This is a genomic window from Acidovorax sp. T1, assembly GCF_002176815.1.
GTDB lineage: Bacteria > Pseudomonadota > Gammaproteobacteria > Burkholderiales > Burkholderiaceae_C > Acidovorax.
Genome location: NZ_CP021648.1, coordinates 3,876,217 through 3,894,214 on the forward strand (window position 1 = coordinate 3,876,217; position 17,998 = coordinate 3,894,214).

General features: G+C 62.8%; 12 protein-coding genes and 2 pseudogenes. 2 read left to right on the forward strand and 12 right to left on the reverse strand.

All coding sequences use genetic code 11. The features are described 5' to 3' along the window. From CCX87_RS18010 to cysC, 9 genes are all read right to left on the reverse strand, one after another. Complete coding sequence (locus tag CCX87_RS18010; RefSeq protein ID WP_232476444.1) at window positions 1-1,290, reverse strand: HlyD family type I secretion periplasmic adaptor subunit; 1,290 nt, start codon at window positions 1,288-1,290, stop codon at window positions 1-3. Window positions 1,291-1,408: 118 nt separating this feature from the next. Further along, entirely contained in the window at window positions 1,409-1,588 is a 180-nt protein-coding gene (locus CCX87_RS21580; RefSeq protein WP_335622369.1) for a hypothetical protein, read from the reverse strand. Further along, on the reverse strand, window positions 1,582-3,156 hold the full coding sequence (locus tag CCX87_RS18015; RefSeq protein WP_335622370.1) for a type I secretion system permease/ATPase: 1,575 nt from the start codon (window positions 3,154-3,156) through the stop codon (window positions 1,582-1,584). Before CCX87_RS18015 ends, CCX87_RS21580 begins: the two co-directional genes overlap by 7 nt. 30 nt (window positions 3,157-3,186) lie before the next feature. Next, complete coding sequence (locus CCX87_RS18020; protein WP_087747939.1) at window positions 3,187-4,917, reverse strand: type I secretion system permease/ATPase; 1,731 nt, start codon at window positions 4,915-4,917, stop codon at window positions 3,187-3,189. Between the two features lie 149 nt (window positions 4,918-5,066). After that, window positions 5,067-5,762 (reverse strand): hypothetical protein, encoded by a 696-nt coding sequence (locus CCX87_RS20970; protein WP_143218396.1) that lies wholly within the window; start codon window positions 5,760-5,762, stop codon window positions 5,067-5,069. Window positions 5,763-5,835: 73 nt separating this feature from the next. Further along, window positions 5,836-12,471, reverse strand: coding sequence for a putative Ig domain-containing protein (locus CCX87_RS20975; protein ID WP_157667145.1), 6,636 nt, complete (start codon window positions 12,469-12,471; stop codon window positions 5,836-5,838). Next, the gene (locus CCX87_RS21525) at window positions 12,468-13,697 is read right to left on the reverse strand and encodes a DUF4347 domain-containing protein (RefSeq protein WP_157667146.1); all 1,230 of its coding nucleotides are present in this window, start codon (window positions 13,695-13,697) and stop codon (window positions 12,468-12,470) included. The genes CCX87_RS20975 and CCX87_RS21525 overlap by 4 nt, the downstream gene beginning before the upstream one ends. 58 nt (window positions 13,698-13,755) lie before the next feature. After that, a complete protein-coding gene (locus CCX87_RS18065; RefSeq protein ID WP_087747941.1) occupies window positions 13,756-14,604 on the reverse strand; it encodes a sulfotransferase family protein in 849 nt (282 codons plus the stop codon). A gap of 30 nt (window positions 14,605-14,634) precedes the next feature. Then, the gene (gene cysC / locus CCX87_RS18070; protein WP_087747942.1) at window positions 14,635-15,150 is read right to left on the reverse strand and encodes an adenylyl-sulfate kinase; all 516 of its coding nucleotides are present in this window, start codon (window positions 15,148-15,150) and stop codon (window positions 14,635-14,637) included. A gap of 295 nt (window positions 15,151-15,445) precedes the next feature. On the opposite strand from cysC, the pseudogene CCX87_RS18075 reads away from it, so the two are divergent. Then, window positions 15,446-15,556: pseudogene (locus CCX87_RS18075) on the forward strand (transposase domain-containing protein); the annotation flags it as partial. A 97-nt stretch (window positions 15,557-15,653) separates the two neighbouring features. On the opposite strand, the gene CCX87_RS18080 reads toward CCX87_RS18075, so the two are convergent. The 3 genes from CCX87_RS18080 to CCX87_RS18090 form a co-directional block, all read right to left on the reverse strand. Next, window positions 15,654-16,892: a type II toxin-antitoxin system HipA family toxin gene (locus tag CCX87_RS18080; RefSeq protein WP_198314732.1), complete on the reverse strand. Its 1,239-nt coding sequence runs from the start codon at window positions 16,890-16,892 to the stop codon at window positions 15,654-15,656. Next, window positions 16,885-17,082, reverse strand: coding sequence for a hypothetical protein (locus CCX87_RS20985; RefSeq protein ID WP_157667147.1), 198 nt, complete (start codon window positions 17,080-17,082; stop codon window positions 16,885-16,887). Before CCX87_RS20985 ends, CCX87_RS18080 begins: the two co-directional genes overlap by 8 nt. 238 nt (window positions 17,083-17,320) lie before the next feature. Beyond that, on the reverse strand, window positions 17,321-17,686 hold the full coding sequence (locus CCX87_RS18090; RefSeq protein ID WP_143218431.1) for a hypothetical protein: 366 nt from the start codon (window positions 17,684-17,686) through the stop codon (window positions 17,321-17,323). On the opposite strand from CCX87_RS18090, the pseudogene CCX87_RS21585 reads away from it, so the two are divergent. Beyond that, window positions 17,568-17,841 (forward strand): annotated as a pseudogene (locus CCX87_RS21585) (transposase); the annotation flags it as partial. The gene CCX87_RS18090 and the pseudogene CCX87_RS21585 sit on opposite strands and share 119 nt — an antisense overlap. Between the last annotated feature and the right edge of the window lie 157 nt (window positions 17,842-17,998).

A 17,998-nucleotide genomic window follows, 5' to 3' on the forward strand; every position in this document is an offset into this window, starting at 1 on the left:
CTACTCCTCCTTCAAAGAGCCAGCCATCCGCTTGAGCAGAGGCGCCAGAAGATAGGTCAGCATGGTTCTCTCGCCGGTCTTGATTACTACCTCGGCGGGCATACCAGGCTGCAAATGGCGCACTCCGAGCGTCTTCATGCCGGCAGGCGTCACCCTGACGCGCGCGAGGTAGTATGAAACGCCACTTTGCGCATCCGTCAGCAAGTCTGCAGAGACAGATGCAAGCTCTCCCTGCACCACCAATTGCGGCGAGTGCGAAAACGCCGTGAATCGCACATCGGCTTCAAGGCCTGGGCGAACCTTGTCGATGAGGTGGGGGGCAATACGGGCTTCCAGCACCAAAGGTTCGTCGGGGGGAACAATGCTCATGAGGTGCTGTCCAGCCTGAACCACGGCACCCACACTTTGCACAGCCAGACCCACCACCTGCCCCGCTGCGGGGGCCCGAATGTCCATGCGGTCCAGGTCCGCTTTCAGTGCCGGGTATTTCTCCGCGTCGGACAGCACGTCGCGAGTGACGTCTGCAAGCGTGGTTTCAACCTCTTTGCGGTATTCCTGTTGGCGTGCCAGCGCTTTTTGGCGCATCTCGCCAATGCCGCGCTGTGCACGCGACGTATTGCCCAGCAGTTCGGCAATGGACACATTGGATTCGGCCACCAGTCGCTCTAGTTCAAGCTGTCGATTGCGCGGCGAGTAGCCTTCCTTGACGAGCTCGCGTGTGTGGCGCAGCTCGTCTTCCAACAAGGCAACCTGTCCACGCCGACTTGTCAGCATGCCGGCGTAGGCCCGCATCAAAGCATTCTGGCCTTCAATGCCTTCTTCAATGCCCTGAAGATCGGCGCGCAATGCTGCACGGCGCGACAGCAGCAATTGCTCCTGGTTCTTCATCTGCTGGCTGATCAGCGGATCTTGCGCAGCCGCCTGCAGGTCCGGGTGAAAAGTAATCGAAGCAGCGCCTGATTGCTCTGCCAGCAACCGGCCTTGTACCGCGCGCAGACTCAGATACCGCTGGCGAACTGCCTCGTAGTTGGCGTTTGCCACCGCCTTATCCAGGGATATGAGCGGCTGGCCCATTTTCACAACGTCTCCCTCACGCACAAACACCTGTTTGACGATGCCCCCGCTGAGATGCTGCACCGCTTTGCGCTTGGTGTCGATCGCGACAACCCCCTGGCTTGGTACGCCTTCGTCCAATGGAGCAATGGCAGCCCACAGCAGAAATCCGCCCAGCCCCAATCCAAGCACCCACAAACCGATGCGTGCGGCGCGGCCCGTATCGGACGAAGCCATCGGTATTGATTGCGCTCGCGAGTGCGCAGAAAGCGAAGCGGACGTGTGCGAAGGTTCGGGGTTTGCCATGAAGATCAAATGCGAAAGGGGTCAGCAAAAAGAGGGGGAGTCCGTGGTGTCATGCCAGCATGGGCTGAGAGCGTGGCGATACGCCTGCCGCCTGTGACGGCGTGAGATTGCGCGCGGCCTGCATTTGTGCAAGCACCTGGTCACGCGGCCCCAGAAACTGCACTTGCCCCGCGCGCAACACCATCACTTGGTCAGCCAGGGTCAATATGCCTGGGCGATGGGTCACCATGACGACCGTTTTTCCACGCGCCTTGAGTTGGCGCACGGTTTCAAGCAGCGCTGCGTCCCCGCGTCGTCCAGATGCGCATTGGGTTCATCAAGCACCAGAAGGGCCGGATCTCCATAGAGCGCCCGAGCCAAGCCGATGCGCTGGCGCTGTCCGCCAGACAGCAGACGTCCCGCATCGCCGATGGGTGTGTCATAGCCCTTGGGAAACCTGAGGACCATCTCATGCAATCCGGCACATTGGGCTGCAGCGATCACCTTCTTGGAGTCCATGTCGGAAAACCGGGCAATATTTTCAGCGATGGTTCCACTGAAAAGGGCCGTGTCCTGGGGCAAGTAACCGATTTGAGGGCCCAGCGCGTCGGGGCCCCATGCCGCGATGGGCCATCCATCAAGCAGCAGCGCGCCATGGGACGCGGGCCATATACCCACCAGCACCCGCGCCAGCGTGGACTTGCCCGAGCCCGATGGTCCCAGCACCACCGTGAGTGTGCCCGGGACCGCACGCAGATCAATGTGCTGAAGAATCGGCACATCCCGCGCGGGCGCGGTGGCGTGCAAGTCCAGCAATTGAACCTCGCCTTGCAGGCGGGGCAGTGCATCGCCTGTCTTTGGCACGGACGGTTGCGCCGTCAAGAGTTGTTCCAGCCGCACAAATGCTTCACGTGCGCTCAGGAAACTGCGCCACGCGCTCACCAATTGATCAATGGGCGCCAGGGCACGGCTCATCAACACGTTCGCAGCAATCATCGCGCCCGCTGATAACTGACCATCAATAACCAGCAACGCGCCCACTGCCAGCGACAGCGACTGCTGCGCGTAGCGCACTGATTTGCTCCACGCTGTCACTCGGTGCGTCAGGCCCTGGGCTTTTGCATGCAGCTCGGTATAACTTGCATACAACTGGTGCCAGCGGTGGAACAGGTTCGGCAACATGCCCATGGCTTCGATGGCTTCCGCGTTACGCAGCTTGCCAAGCAAATATCCGTTCGCCTTCGTTTGGGCCTTTGCCAGCGCCTCAGAGGGTGCCAGCGTACGCCGATGCCCGAGCCAGGCCAATGCGGCTTGAATCAGGGCAAACACAATGGCCACGCCGCCTAACAAGGGGTGCAGCATGAACAGCACACCAATGTAGACAGGCGTCCATGGCAAGTCGAAAAACGCGAAGATGCTGGGCCCGGTCAAAAACTGGCGAACCTCCGTCAAATCGCTGAACGACTGCACCGGGGTTCCCCCGCCATGGCGCACACCACGTGCAAACCCTGCGGAGAAAACCCGTTCGGCCAACAAACGGTCCAGGCGCACACCCGTGCGCACAAGCAACCGCGAACGCGCCCATTCCGCGAACGCCATGACAGTCAGCAGGAAGAGCACCATGAGCGACACCGCAACCAGGGTCAGCTCACTTCGACTGACGAGCACGCGGTCATAGACCTGCAACATGTAAAGCGTCGGCGTCAACATGAGCACATTGGCGACCATGCTGAAAATCGCTATCACGATCCATTCGCGCCGCAAGCTGCGCAATGCAAGGGTGACTTCACTGCGGGAGAAAAAACCACTGATGGCCATCGGAGCGCCTTGTGTAAATGGTGAACGCGATCAGGAAGCCCGCGCTGGAGCCGCCGCCAAGGACTGTGCTGCGGCTGTCGCGCTGCGCAGCGTCGCCAGCACTTCATCACGTGGTCCAAAGGCCTGCTGCACGCCGCCTTGCAAGATGAGCAGCTTGTCTGCAACACCCAGCACGCTGGGCAGATGGGTCATCACAACAAACGTCGTTCCCCGGGACTTGAAGTCACGCAGGGTTTCGACCAAAGCCGCATTTCCCACCTCATCGAGGCTGGCATTCGGCTCATCCAACACCACAAAAACGGGCGCCGCGTAAAGGGCACGAGCCAGTGCAACACGCTGGCGCTGTCCCCCGGACAGCATCACACCGGCATCGCCTACCGGCGTGTTGTATCCCAGGGCCAGCGATGTAATCCACGAATGCAGGCCCACCGATTGGGCCGCCTCATGCATGGCCCGCTCGTCCACATCACCGAAACGGACGATGTTCTCTGCCAGAGTTCCCTCCATCAACTCGACGTCTTGGGGGACGTATCCCACGTGGGGGCCCAACTCTGCCTTGTTCCACACACTGACGTCCACCCCGTCCAGGCGAACAGAGCCTGCCAAAGGAGCCCAAAGGCCGACAAGCATGCGCGCCAGCGTGGTTTTGCCGGATGCGGAAGCGCCCAGAACGACGAGCACTTCGCCGGGCTGCAAGGAGAAGGAGACGCCCTTGACAAAAGGCGCTGCGCCCGCAGCGGGGCCCGCGACAAGGCCTTCTACCGCGAGGCGCCCTCGCGGCCTTGGCAGCGACATGGCCGCCCCTTGCGGGGGTACCTTGACGAGCAGGTGCCCAAGCCGCGCCCAAGCACCCCGTACTTGAACCACCGCGCGCCATTGAGACACCAGTTGCACCAGCGGCGCAACAACGCGTCCACCAAGAACCGACCCAACGATCAACATGCCGGGGCCGCCAAACAACTGGTCGCGCATCAACAACCAGGCGCCCAGGCCAAGGAGCGCGGAAGACAGCGTGGTTTGCAGCATCTTGCCCAGCGCCTGGAACACGCCCGCATGGTCTGATGCCTCAGATTGCAGCCCCAGACTCTCTTCGTGCAAGGCAAGCCAGCGGCGACGCATGTCTTGCTCCATGCCCATCGATGCGACGACATCGCTGTGGCGCAGCGTTCCATCGATATTCGCCCTTGCCCCCATGTCCGCCTTGTTGGCGTTCAAGAGCGCTGGACTGGTGCTCCGCTCGTTCAACCACGACAGCGCAAACTGCATTAGCGCGGCCGCTAACGACACCCAGCCGAGCACCGGATTGATCACAAACAGCAGGACCAAAAAAATGAACGCAATGGGAGTCTCCAGGGCAGCCCCCAACGCTGGTCCATGAAAAAAATCACGCACCACACGCAGATCCGCCAAGGGTTGCGCGCCCATCGTGGCCCCTTGCTTCAAATGGTCCGCGTGAATGGCGTCGAACAGTCGAAGCGCCAGGGCTCGGTCCAGCAACCCGCCCGCTTCACGCAAGGTTTCTGAACGCGCCCACTCCAGCATCTCCATCACACCAATGGCCATCAAGACCACCAGCGTCAGCATCGCCAACGTCATCGCGTTACGGCTGTTGACCACGCGGTCATACACCTCGAACATGTAAACCGTAGGCACCAGAACCAGCAGACCTGCAAATACGCTCAGCCACAAGGCCCGCCAGAGAAATGGCGTGAGTTTTGCCAAAGCCTGTTCAAGTTCAGAGGGCGCGGCGGATACGGACATGCGGAGTGATCTGAGGGTGCCGACTATAGACAGACAAGAGCCTGGTTTTGCATTTGCAAAGCCAGGCTCTTGGCAGGATGCTAAACGTTGTTACTTTGAGAAGAAGACCGCAGCGCCACGGGCCTCATCCGCGCTGGCCAACACCACCGTCAACCCGCTCTTGGACGCATTGAGCGTAGCAATTCCGCCAAACGCGGTCTTGGTCCCATCGGGGCAGCTTTCATTGAGCTGCACGCTGTAGGCCGCTGTGCTCGCGATGGCAGAAATGCCCCCGTATAGGAGCAACCGGAAGTGGCGCTCCCCGACAGCGCCCCCGTAGCGGCAACACTCCATTGAATGGTCTGGGCGTTGCCACCCAGGGTGGCGCGCCAGGTTCCTTCCGCATCCGCCTGGACAGCCGGTGCAGCGAGTGCATCGCTCAGGCTCAACGCAATGACCCCTGCATTGACGCCTGTGAACGAGATGCTCTTGGGCGTTGACGTGAGCGCTGCCGTGACTTGCCCAGTGACTGCCTGGCCCGTAGCGTTGCCCTGGCTCAACGCATAGGACTTGCCAGTGGTGCTGCCGTCGCTGCGCACCACCAGCTTGACAAGCCGACTGGCATCCTGGGCCAGTAGCCAGGCGTTGGCCGTGCCGGAAGCCTCAGGCACCACCACAGCCGTCACGGCTGGAGTGATGCCCGATGCCGTAACCCAGCGCCCCTTGAGCTGGGTGGTATCAATGGCTGTGGCGCTGTTATCACTGCCACCTCCTCCGCCGCCGCCGCATGCGGCCAGTACAGACGACAGCGCAATAAACAGCATTGTCGAAGACAGCTTCTTAAGGGAATGATGGTGCATTTGCATGGATATTTCTCTATTTAAGTAAGTTTTCAAATTACGTGGACATACCGTAGCAACAAGGTCCGATATGCGCCACTCAGAACCAGAAGGGGTTGGGTCCGATGTCAGGAGCCATTCCCACGATCGACAGCGGCATATGCCCCGGCGCCCCCGGGTCCGTGATGATCCCGTCCACCTTGCCGTCCCCATCAAACTGCCCTCCGTCCTCAATGTGGAAGTCCAGCCGCAGCCTCCCGCCTTCCATCACCATCTTGCCTCCGTAAGGCTCGCTGGCAATGTTCACCCAGGTGCCGCTGCTGTCTTGTTTCCAGTAGCCATTCGCCTCCAGGGCCGGGTCCACGTACAAGCTGAAGTTCTCGCCCGTCTTGCCCGCACCCAGCGCTATCGTGAAGGAGACCAGGCCAATGGGCATTTCCATGCCTTCGGGCAGGTGTGCCGGTGCGTCTTCCTGGCTCAGGCTGGTGATGTGCGAGTTGCTCGCGTCGCCTGTGACCTTGCCGTCGATGCTGCTGGCCACCAGCGTGGTGAAGGTGGGCGGCGCACTGCCAGGGTTGCTTGCTGCCGTGGGGCTGAGCACAAAGCCGACGGAGGCCACGGCCGATTGTTCGCTGTCCTTGACGCCGTCTCCGTTGCCGTCTCCGGGCACGGGGGTTGACCCTGCGGGCCCGGAAATCCCTGGGGCCTGGTCTTCCACCGTGCCGGGGATGCCGTCGTTGTCTGGCACGCCGGGGATGACGGGAGGCGTAGGCTCTTCCGGCTCGGGGGGGGCGGCAGCCACCACCAGGGTGAAGGTGTCGGTCACCGTGCCGCCGTTGCTGTCATCGGCAATCACCCCAATGCTCAGGGTGCCCGCGTTGCCATTGGCAGGCGTTCCGCTGAAGGTGCGGGTCGCTGCATCAAAGCTCAGCCAGGTCGGCAAGGCTGCACCGCCAGCCAGCTTCGCTGTGTAAGTGAGCGTGTCGCCCACATCCACGTCAGCAAAGGCGTTGGCTGCGACCGTGAAGGTGAACGGCGCATCTTCTGTTGCGCTGGCATCGGCGATGGCATTGGCCACCGTCGGTGCATCGTTGGTGTTGGCCACCACGATGCTGAAGTTGTCGGTCACCGTCGCTGTGCCATCGCTGGCGGTTACATCGATGCTGAGCGTTCCTACATCACCGTTGAGCGGTGTTCCGCTGAAGGTGCGGGTCGCCGCATTGAAAGTCAGCCAGGTTGGCAAGGCTGCACCACCAGCCAGTTGCGCGCTGTAGGTGAGCGAATCGTCCACATCCACGTCCGCAAAGGCGTCCGCAGCGAACTGGAAGCTGAACGGCGCATCTTCTGTGGCGCTGGCATCGGCGATGGCATTGGCCACCGTCGGTGCATCGTTGGTGTTGGCCACCACCAGGGTGAAGGTGTCGGTCACCGTAGCCGTGCCGTCGCTGGCCGTCACCTCAATGCTCAATGTGCCCACATCACCGTTGAGCGGCGTGCCGCTGAAGGTGCGGGTGACAGAGTCGAAGCTCAGCCAGGCTGGCAAGGCTGCGCCGCTAGCCAGCTTCGCTGTGTAGGTGAGCGAATCGCCCACATCCACGTCAGCAAAGGCGTTGGAGGCAAACGCGAAGCTGAAGGCGGTGTCTTCTGTCGCGCTCTGATCGGCTATCGACGTCGCCACCGTCGGTGCATCGTTGGTGTTGGCTACCACCAGGGTGAAGGTGTCGGTCACCGTCGCCGTGCCATCGCTGGCCGTCACCTCAACGCTCAATGTGCCTACATCACCGTTGAGCGTGGTTCCGCTGAAGGTGCGGGTGGCTGCGTCAAAGCTCAGCCAGGTTGGCAAGGCTGCGCCGCCAGCCAGCTGGGCGGTATAAGTGAGCGAATCACCCACATCCACGTCAGCAAAGGCGTTGGCCGCAAACTGGAAGGTGAACGGCGCATCTTCTGTGGCACTGCCATCCGGGATGGCATTGGCCACCGTCGGTGCGTCGTTGGTGTTGGCCACCACGATGCTGAAGGTGTCGGTTGCTATGGCGCCACTGCCATCGCTGGCGGTTACATCGATGCTGAGCGTTCCTACATCACCGTTGAGCGGCGTGCCGCTGAAGGTGCGAGTCGCCGCATCGAAGCTCAGCCAGGTTGGCAAGGCTGCGCCGCTAGCCAGCTGGGCCGTGTAAGTGAGCGTGTCGCCCGCATCCACATCAGCAAAGGCGTTGGCTGCGACCGTGAAGGTGAACGGCGCATCTTCTGTTGCGCTGGCATCGGCGATGGCATTGGCCACCGTCGGTGCATCGTTGGTGTTGGCCACCACGATGCTGAAGTTGTCGGTCACCGTCGCTGTGCCATCGCTGGCGGTTACATCGATGCTGAGCGTTCCTACATCACCGTTGAGCGGTGTTCCGCTGAAGGTGCGGGTCGCCGCATTGAAAGTCAGCCAGGTTGGCAAGGCTGCACCACCAGCCAGTTGCGCGCTGTAGGTGAGCGAATCGTCCACATCCACGTCCGCAAAGGCGTCCGCAGCGAACTGGAAGCTGAACGGCGCATCTTCTGTGGCGCTGGCATCGGCGATGGCATTGGCCACCGTCGGTGCATCGTTGGTGTTGGCCACCACCAGGGTGAAGGTGTCGGTCACCGTAGCCGTGCCGTCGCTGGCCGTCACCTCAATGCTCAATGTGCCCACATCACCGTTGAGCGGCGTGCCGCTGAAGGTGCGAGTAGCCGCATTGAAAGTCAGCCAGGTCGGCAAGGCTGCGCCGCCAGCCAGTTGCGCGCTGTAGGTGAGCGTGTCACCCACATCCACGTCCGCAAAGGCGTTGGCTGCGAACTGGAAGGTAAACGGAGCATCTTCTGTGGCGCTGGCATCCGGGATGGCATTGGCCACCGTCGGCGCATCGTTGGTGTTGGCTACCACCAGGGTGAAGGTGTCGGTCACCGTCGCTGTGCCATCGCTGGCGGTTACATCGATGCTCAATGTGCCCACATCACCATTGAGCGGTGTGCCGCTGAAGGTGCGGGTCGCTGCATCAAAGCTCAGCCAGGTCGGCAAGGCTGCACCGCCAGCCAGCTGGGCCGTGTAGGTGAGCGAATCGCCCACATCCACGTCCGCAAAGGCGTTGGCTGCGAACTGGAAGTTGAAGCCGGTGTCCTCTGTCACGTTTTGATTGGCTATCGGCGCCGCCACCGTCGGCGCGTCGTTGACGGAACTGACGGTGATATCGACGATATCCGAGTCCGTCAGCGTCCCATCGCTGGCCGTCAGGGTCAAGACGGCGCCACCGTGGTAGTTTGCCGCGGGGAGGTAGGTAAGTGTTGACAGCGCAGTGTTGATGTCAGCCAGGGTTCCAGTGAACACCAGGGTGCTGTCTGCCGTGCCGTCTCCCGTGTTGAATGTCAGCCCGGCGGTTCCCGCCAGCGTCAGCGTGCCATTGGTGACCGACAGGGTCGCATTCGGCTGGCCTCCACCAGCGTCCATGTCAGTGATCGCGAGCTGATTGCCATGGCCGGTACTGAACACCAGCGCGGTGTCCTCAGCACTCACTTGCGCCCCAGGCACGGTGTTGACGGGCGCGTCATTCACTGGTGCTACCGTGATGGCAACCGTCACGGGGTTGCCGTCCGCTGTGCCGTCGTTGGGTTTGTAGGTGAAGCTGTCGGTAGTGGTCTCGCTGCCGTCGTGGGTGTAGCTGAACGTGCCGTTGGCGTTCAGCGTCAAGGTGCCGTGGGCCGGGCCGGTGACCAGCAGTGCCGACAGCTCATCGTTTTCCGCATCGGTGTCATTGGCCAGCACGCTGCTGGCTCCACCGGTCAGCGTCGTGGCTGTGCCGCCCTCTGCAACGCTCACGCTGTCGGCCACGGCCATGGGCGCATCGTTGACCGCCGCCACCGTGACGGTTCGGGTGACTGCGCTGCTGCTGTCCGTGCCGTCGTTCACCACAAAGCTGATGGTGCGGGTGCTGGTGCTGGGGGTTTCCGAGCTGTTGGAGTACGTGATGGATTGCAGGGCTGCCTGCCATTGGGCCAGCGTGGCGGTGGCGCCGGCCGAGGACAGCGTCAGCACGCCCGTGCTGCTGTTGTAGCTGGCGCTGACGTTGCCCATGGTGGCAGGGTTGGAGGTGAACCCCAGCATGTCCTGGCCGCTCTGAAAGTTGCCGGTGATGGCCACAGTGGCGCTGGCCAGGGTGGCGTTGTCGGCGTCAGCAAGGGTGATGCCGCTGTCCACCGCCACCGGCGTGCTGGCAACATTGGCTCCCTCGACAAAGGCCCTGGTGCCGCCGCTGGTGGTGACCGCCGGGGGCGTGTTGGCGGTGACGATGGAGACGGTCAGCCCGACAGACGCGCTGCTCACGTTGCCCGCAGCATCGGTGGCCTTGGCCGTGAGAGTGTGCGCCCCCTGTGCCAATGTGCTGCTCGTGATGGTCCAGACACCACCTGTTGCGACGGCCGTGCCCAATACCGTAAAGCTATCGGTGTCGTACAGCGTGACGGTAGCGCCCGCCTCTGCGGTGCCGGTGAAAGTGGGCGTGGTGGCGCTGGTGATGTTGTCGGCATTGGAGGCGCCCGTATCGCTGGCGGTGGCCAGGTCGGGGACCGACGGGGCGGCAGGGGCCGTGGTGTCGATGGTGACGGTCAGCCCGACAGACGCGCTGCTCACGTTGCCCGCAGCATCGGTGGCCTTGGCCGTGAGAGTGTGCGCCCCCTGTGCCAATGTGCTGCTCGTGATGGACCAGACACCACCTGTTGCGACGGCGGTGCCCAGTACGGTCACCCCATTGGTGTCGTACAGCGTGACGGTAGCGCCCGCCTCTGCGGTGCCGGTGAAGGTGGGTGTAGTGACGTTCGTGATGCCGTCCACGTTGGATGCGCCCGAATCGCTGGCGAAGCGCAGGCCGGGAACCGACGGGGCGGCAGGGGCCGTGGTGTCGATGGTGATGGCCCTGTTGGCGCCCAGCGAGCCCGTTGCGCCGGGCGCCGCCAAGGTGAGGATGGCATCGTTGCCCAAGCTGTCGCTGATCGTTCCGCCATTGAGCGCCAGCGCCGTGGTGCTCACGTAATCGAGGTCTGCCGTGGTGTCGCCCGCCTGCACGGTGTAGGTGAAGGTCAGCGTGTTGGTGCCGCTGCCCGATGCGTAGGTAATGGACCGGTCCACGCTGCCGGTCTCCAGCGTGATAGTGGGGGTGCCGGTGACAGTCACCGCCTCATTGAAGTTGACCTGAATGGAAATGAAGCCCCCCGCCGTGTAGGTGCCATTGCCCGTGGTCGAGGTCACGCCGGTGACGCTGGGCGCAGTGTGGTCAAAGGTGTAGATTTGCCCAGACGTATAGCCCCCGGCAATGGCATTGCTTGCACCATCCGTGATACCCGTGCCGGAGGCATTCAAGTCCAGGCGCAGCGTGCCATCGCCCGTGATGCTGTTCACCGTCACGGTGTAGTTGCTGCCGCTGCCGGTGACGCTGGCGACGGCGCCATTCGCCGAACCAGAGGCCGTGAGCCCGAAGTCTGAAGCGCCCACGCCGGTCACCGCCTCCGAGAAGGCGACGGTGTAGTCCACGCTGGTGGCGTTGGTCGTGGCAGTCCCGACTCGGGTGATCGAGGAAACTGACGGGGCGATGACATCGCTGTCGTCATCCTGGATCGTGCCCGTGGCCGATGCAGTGCCCAAGGTGGCATTGCTAGGGCCGGAGAGGGTGACCGTGAAGGCCTCGTCTGACTCGGCCGTGGTGTCACCCGCCACCGCGACCGTGAAGGTCTTGGTCGTCTCACCGGGGGCAAAGGTGAGTGTGCCGCTGCTGGCGGTGTAGTCGCTGCCAGCGGTGGCTGTGCCGTTGGAGGTGGCGTAGCCGACCGACACGGCTTGGGCCGACGCGGCAGACAGGGTGACGGTGAAAGTCTGGTTGCTGCTGCCGCTGATGCCCTCGACCTGGCTGACGTTGGCAACAGACAGGCTGGGGGTTGGGTCGTCGTCAATGATCGTCACCGTTTGCTGCTGGGCGCCGCTCTCGGTGGCGCCGCCACCGCCAGAAACGCCCGTGATCTCGATGATGGCGGTTTCATCGGCTTCGTCCAGCGCGTCTTGCACCGCCGTGAGGGTGGCCGTGCCGGTGGTCTGGCCTGCGGTGATGGTGATGGTGGTGGACGACAGCGTGAAGTCGTCCGTCAGCGTGGCGGTGCTGCCGCTCTGGCGCCCGATGGTGACCGTGGTGTCTGCCGCCGCCGCCGCGCTGAGGGTGGCGGTGACGGTGGCGGTGCCTGCGGCTTCGGCAACGCTTGCGCTATCGATTGATAGGGTAACGGTGGGCGCGGCAGACCAGGTGGAGGTGCTGGCAGCCGTGCCCCCAAGATTAGCGCTCCCGGCAGCAGCAGCCCCACCGTTACCCGCCTTCCCCCCTGCACCCTCATTGGATGTGAAGGTGGTGCTGGCTGCGTTGTAATTGAGCGTGCCCAGGTTGTAGATGGCACCGGTGCCAAGCCCCCCAGCACCTGCGGTGCCACCCAAACTGCCTTGCCCGCCGCCACCGCCGCCGGCCCCCTTGTTGGCTGAAAAAGTGGTGTCCGCGATGTTGAGCGTGGCACCGGATGCGTTGTAAATACCGCCAGCGGCCAAACCGCCGGCACCGCCACTTCCGCTATCGAAGTACCCCGTGCCACCGCCGCCACCGCCGGCACCCGTCACCGAAGCGCCATTGCCGCCTGGTTTGGCTGACGCATAAGTGAGGCCACCCGCACCGCCTCCAGTCAAGGTGCCGCCATTGCCCCCGACCCGCTTGAACTCGTAGCTACCGCCCGTTGCCCCGGTAGGGTTGCCGCCCCCGATTCCGCCGCCGCCGCCGCCGCCGCCGTTGCCAGCGCCCCCACTGGCTCCACTCTGGGAAGTACCGGAACCCCATTGCCGCCGCCGGTACCTGCATAACCACTGCCCCCACCGCCGCCAAATCCCCCGCCACCACCCGAGCCCCCACCGCCGGTGGCCACATTGCCCGTCAGGTTGCTGTGGGTGATGGTCAGGGTGCCTGCGTTGTAAATGCCAGCACCTAGGGCAGATCCACCGGCCCCGCCGTTCGTTTGGGTGCCAGCGCCGCCGTTGCCGGACAGCAAGCCTTTAGTGATCGTCAGCCCGTCCAGGGTGACGGAAGTCCCCGAGGAAATGTTGAGCACCTGCCCTTTGTACTGCCCATCCAGCGTCACATCGGCGGTGCCGTCGTTGTCCCAGTCCCCGTCGATGGTCAGGTTCTTGTTCAGGATCAGCAGCGAGTCGCCCCCCGCTTTTGTGCTGAGGCTGATGGTCATATCGGCACTGAAGGTCACCGTGTCACCGCTCTGCGCCCAATTGAGCGCCTCGCGCAGCGACAGGCCACCACCATCCGCGGCGTCTGTGGCCTGGTCGGCGCCAAAGCTGGCATCGACCCCAGTGTCAGCACCGGTGGTCACCGTCAAGGTGGCCAGACTGTGCTGATACGGCGCCACTGCCTGTGCCAACAGCGGTGCAGCCTGTTCGATGCTCCCCGTCGAAATCTCCAGCTCCCAGTCGCCCCCCGCCCCCGTGCGGTCGTCGCTGGCGGCCACGTCTGCGCCGGTGAGCGCGGCCAGGGTGCTGACAAACTGCGTGCCCTCGCTGCCCTGGGCGGTGTTGCAGGCGTAGATCAGCAGGTCGCCGTCGGCCGTCAGGCCCCGGCCCAGCGCGGCCAGCTGGGCTTGCACCTCGGGCCGCTGCAGCGCGGCGTTGTCCAGAAAGCTGCTGCCCAGCCACAGCTGCCCGGCGCTGCCGTGGGCGATGACCTGCACCGTGCCCACGTCACCGCGCTCACCCAGCGCGGCGGCAATTTGCGCCAGGCCGTCTTGCCCGGCTTGCAGAAACACCACTTCGGTGCCGGGTTTAAGGCCCTGCAGCAAGGTGGCGGTGTCTTGCACCCGGCTGTCGATAAAGACGATGTCACGGGCGGGGCTGTCGGCGGCGGTGGTGGTCATGGCGTGCCTTGGGGGTGTTTTTAGGCTCTATCGCTTATGCAGCAAGCGCTAGTAGCTATCAATTTTGATGATTCTTGGCGGTGATGACGTTGGCGCGGCTGTGGGCGCCGTCTTGCCAGAACGACAGCTTGCTGTATTGCTCGAACAAATCGGGCGGCAGGATGGTCTGGCGCGGCTGCAGGCCCACCTGCGGGCGCACCTGGTGCAGGCCGTGCAGGCCCAGGGCTTCGTCAAACTCGGGGGCGTCGTATTGCACGTTTCCGAAGTCGTGCGCGTATTCGGGCTCGCCGAGGAACTGGTAGATCAGTGGCAGCACCTTGTGCGGCGCCTGCGCCAGCAGTTCGTAGTCCACCAGCAGCAGTGAGCTGGCATGTTCGCCATAGAAGGCCTCTTTGAGCGCTGTCCAGGGGTAGCCGACCATGCGGTTGCGCTGGGCGAGCGTATCTACACGGCTGTAGACGGTGTTGCGCTCGGTGTCGTCGCTGAACAGGCGGGTGATCTCAAAGGGGTTGGCGCGGTAGCGGCGCTCGATGCTGTCCATCACCCACGCGACGTTGCGCACGCAGGCAATGAGTTTGGCGGCGGGGAAGAGGTCCATGAGGGCTGGCATCTGGGCGCTCCACATGCGGTTGGTGTCAAAGATGACGTCCTTGCTGCCTGCATGGTCGGCGTAGTAGCTGTCAAACAAGCCGCGCGACAGCCTGCGCCGTTGCTCGGTGGTGACCACGGGGCCAAACTCGCTGCCCGCGCCCAGCTGGTTGAGCATGCCCTTGAACAAGCCGCCCACCGGGCTGGTCATGCCGGCGTGAAAGCGCGGGTTTTGCAGTAGCAGGGCCGACAACAGGGTGGAGCCCGAGCGGGGCAGGCCGGTGATGAAGTGGTAGCGGGGAGTGGCCAAGTGGGTCATGAGCGTGGGGTGGGGGTTGCGTCTGCCTGCCTAGGCCTGGAGCAGTTGCTGCACGGCAACGTGTATGTCGGTTTGGCTGGTGTCAATGCGCAATGCGGGGGACACAGGGGCTTCGTAGGCTGCCTGTATACCGGTCATCTGTGTCAGCTGGTTGGCTCGCGCCCGTGCATACAGGCCTTTGGGGTCGCGTTTTTCACACACGTCCAGCGGGGTGCTGATGTGGATCTCTTTGCAGCGGCCCACGCCTATGGCCGCATACGCCGCCTCGCGCGCCTGGGCTGCCGGGGAGACCATGGCAACGACCGCATGGATGGCGTTGGCATTGAGCAGCTGGGCCAGGTGTGCGGCACGGCGCACGTTCTCAGCACGGCTGGCTTTGTCAAACCCGAGGTCTTTGCACAGGCCTGTGCGCAGTTCATCGCCATCAATCACGCAGGCGGGTTCTCCACGGTCACGCAAGGCTGCCGCCAAGGCCTGCGCCAAGGTGGTTTTGCCAGCGCCTGGCAGGCCGGTAAGCCACCAGGTGGTGGCCGTTTTGTGTGTCATGGAAATGTGTCGCCTGCCAGGCCTTGCCCCCCTCCCGGCAGGGCAGGATCAGTGGGGGCCCGAAAGGCGAGGTGAGGGGGTGTTAGCCCTGTAACAATTTGGAGACTGTGGTTTTAACCAATGTCAACGCTCTTGTCACCATTTGTTTTTTCGACAGGGCTGCCACCCAGTGTCGAGAATTGAAAGCCATGCACCGGAAAAATGGCGCGCTGCCCCAGAAGAGTGCATTTCTATGCTCTGCCATGCGTTTGACTGACCATGGAAGGCATGGAGTTAAGAACTCCACTTTTCAGGGGCAACCTCAGTCGAGCCCTGGGCCTATCTGCGAGAGGTGCTGGCACGCATCCACAGCCATCCGGCGTCCCGCATCGACGAGCTGCTGCCACACCGCTGGCGGGCGAGTTGATCGACTGAATCGGGCGACACATAGCCGCAGGCCGGCAGCGGCGGGCGCAGATCGTTCCAACTTCCAACGCAGATGTCAACGTGGGTTCGCTGGACGCTCACGTCTTCATTTCGGTCCGCTGTGCTTTCAGGAAAGGCCCGTCGATGTACTGTGCCATCCTCTCCAAATCTCTCTCGCCCACACCCTGACGCTGGAAGAACTCTTTCCATCCATTGACCACGCCGACAATCCGCCGCACAGCCTCGGCCGCTGCGTCTTTCTTAAGACCAAAGGCCTGGACTTCCGACAAGGCATTCTCAAGCGAAGACTCTGCCTGGCTCTTTCCGACTCGTAGCTGCTGCTGGCCCAACCCCTGAACCGATGGCACCACATCGTAGGCAGGCGTCAGATCATAGAAGCCGTCACCAGACCGCACGAAGGCATGGTTCTTCTCATGGTCATCCGTGTTGTCGATCAGGATGTTGAAGACCATGCGCCTGAACAATTCATGCTGATGCTCACGAATGGCCCCGGCACGCGCGATCCGACGCAGGCTCTGCGCCAGCTCTGGGTAACCCATCGTCAACCCCGCCGCACGCAACACGGTGTTGGCAGAGATCACATGCGAACGCTTGCCGTCATCGCGGTCAAAGCGCCTGACCGCAACCGCATGCCCACGGGCCAACGGCAACGCACGCGTTTCGGCAACCTGGATGCCACATTGCGCGGCCAGACGCAGGGTGGCGTGCTCGACAAGCTCCATGTCGAAGTCCTCCCCTTCGGAAAACTTCACCACCCACTGAGAACCGTCCATTTCGATCAGAGACTTGGGACGCGCCCCTCCAAAGGAAGGACCGGGCCTGACCAGGCGAGCCAACGCTTCGTCCAATTTCTCGCCCGCGAGGACAGCAGCAATGGCGCGCTCCATTTCGGGAAGACTGGCCAATTTTGCGATTGCACCACCGCTACTTGGCTGGTAGCTGCTGGAAGATCTTGACACGCCCAACGCCCCAAAGCGGTCATCGCCAGCGAAGTAGAGGTATTCCAGCACGGACAGGCGAGCGGGCTTGTAGAGGTTGCGAATGACTCGCTCGCCCCAGCGGTCCGGACGCGCATCATCGACGGCACCAACTGCCATGTCCCGCTCCTTGGGCAAGAAGACACCCCGGGCCAGAGGAAGATCGCCACTGAGCGCAAAGCCGTGCTGGAGCCACTCTGGCGCGTATTCCAGGCCCACTTTGCGATTGCCATCGGCCAGAAATATTCGCCCGATCAAGTTCGGGGAAGGTTGCTGCTCCAAGCCGCGCCCAAGCCACCACAGGCTCATGGCGTCTTGCGGTTGGTAAGCATCAGCCATTACGTCGTCTCCCCTTGTCCTGAATCACCAGCACCTCCTGCGCCAGGGCCTGTACATCTTTCTCAGGAGCGGCCAGAGTCCGCAAAGCGTCATCCTGGCCCATGAGCCACAAGGCCGTGGCGTACACACCCATGCCGACACGCGGATCGCCTCTTTCCATCGCAGCCAATGTGGGCACAGAGACATTCATGCGCAGAGCCCAGGAGCGCAGGGATTCTTTGCGTCGCTTGCGGCCGACGCGCAGGTGCGTTCCCAGTACTTCCAAGGAGGCCTGGACGGAACCGGGCAGGCTTGCTACAGATTCAGCGGCCTTAGGCATTGCTTGAGATTACACAAAATATCATATTTGTGCAATCTTGTTTTTATAATTTTCCGACGGCACGCGATGGCCGCATGCTTTTAAAAACTGGATTCTGTACGGCCAATCTTCAAATGAAGGTGTTAAGGATGGCTGCCTCGATCTCCTCGGGGAGATTGCTCCACAGGGCGATGTGCGTGTCGCCCGACTCTGTAGGTGGTGACAGTTCAATCTCGATGCGCCGCCAGGGCTGTTCCTGACCCGTGTGGTTCTTGAGTTTGATGCTTTGCTCACGCACGCGCCCTGTCTCGATGTCGGTGCATTGGCCCCATGGGCCACGCTCAGCCAGACGGGGATGGCGCGCATGCTCGCGCACGATGAAGCAGGCCTGGCGCTCGCTCAGGCCGCGCAGCAGCGCTTCGGTACAAAAGTGCCGGTCTGCAATCCATGCCTGCTGCGCCAGGGCGGACTCGATCAGCGTGGCCGCTGCCACCATCGCGCAGCTGTACCGCAAGCGCTGGCGTATCGAGGGTATGTTCGGGCGGCTTGAATCGGTGCTGCACAGTGAAGTGCGCACGCTGGGCCACCCCAGAGCGGCGCTGCTGGGCTTTGCGGTGGCCGTGCTGGCTTACAACGTGCTGGCGTTGCTCAAGGCGGTGACCGAGCGGGTGCATTCCCCCACAAAGGCTATGTCGATGGTTCTACCGCACGATCACATGTCTCTACTGACCGGGTACTCAGGGCTGCGGCTCAAAGACGTTGAAAGGCATGGGCCTCACACCCTGCCATCGCAGTGCGGCGGCACCAC

Excerpts from the sequence above, each read along its gene's own strand:
- CCX87_RS18010 (WP_232476444.1), bottom strand. The coding sequence starts at position 1,290 with ATGGCTTCGTCCGATACGGGCCGCGCCGCACGCATCGGTTTGTGGGTG.
- CCX87_RS21580 (WP_335622369.1), bottom strand. The coding sequence starts at position 1,588 with ATGGTGACCCATCGCCCAGGCATATTGACCCTGGCTGACCAAGTGATG.
- CCX87_RS18015 (WP_335622370.1), bottom strand. The coding sequence starts at position 3,156 with ATGGCCATCAGTGGTTTTTTCTCCCGCAGTGAAGTCACCCTTGCATTG.
- CCX87_RS18020 (WP_087747939.1), bottom strand. The coding sequence starts at position 4,917 with ATGTCCGTATCCGCCGCGCCCTCTGAACTTGAACAGGCTTTGGCAAAA.
- CCX87_RS20970 (WP_143218396.1), bottom strand. The coding sequence starts at position 5,762 with ATGCAAATGCACCATCATTCCCTTAAGAAGCTGTCTTCGACAATGCTG.
- CCX87_RS21525 (WP_157667146.1), bottom strand. The coding sequence starts at position 13,697 with ATGACCACCACCGCCGCCGACAGCCCCGCCCGTGACATCGTCTTTATC.
- CCX87_RS18065 (WP_087747941.1), bottom strand. The coding sequence starts at position 14,604 with ATGACCCACTTGGCCACTCCCCGCTACCACTTCATCACCGGCCTGCCC.
- cysC (WP_087747942.1), bottom strand. The coding sequence starts at position 15,150 with ATGACACACAAAACGGCCACCACCTGGTGGCTTACCGGCCTGCCAGGC.
- CCX87_RS18080 (WP_198314732.1), bottom strand. The coding sequence starts at position 16,892 with ATGGCTGATGCTTACCAACCGCAAGACGCCATGAGCCTGTGGTGGCTT.
- CCX87_RS20985 (WP_157667147.1), bottom strand. The coding sequence starts at position 17,082 with ATGAATGTCTCTGTGCCCACATTGGCTGCGATGGAAAGAGGCGATCCG.
- CCX87_RS18090 (WP_143218431.1), bottom strand. The coding sequence starts at position 17,686 with ATGGTGGCAGCGGCCACGCTGATCGAGTCCGCCCTGGCGCAGCAGGCA.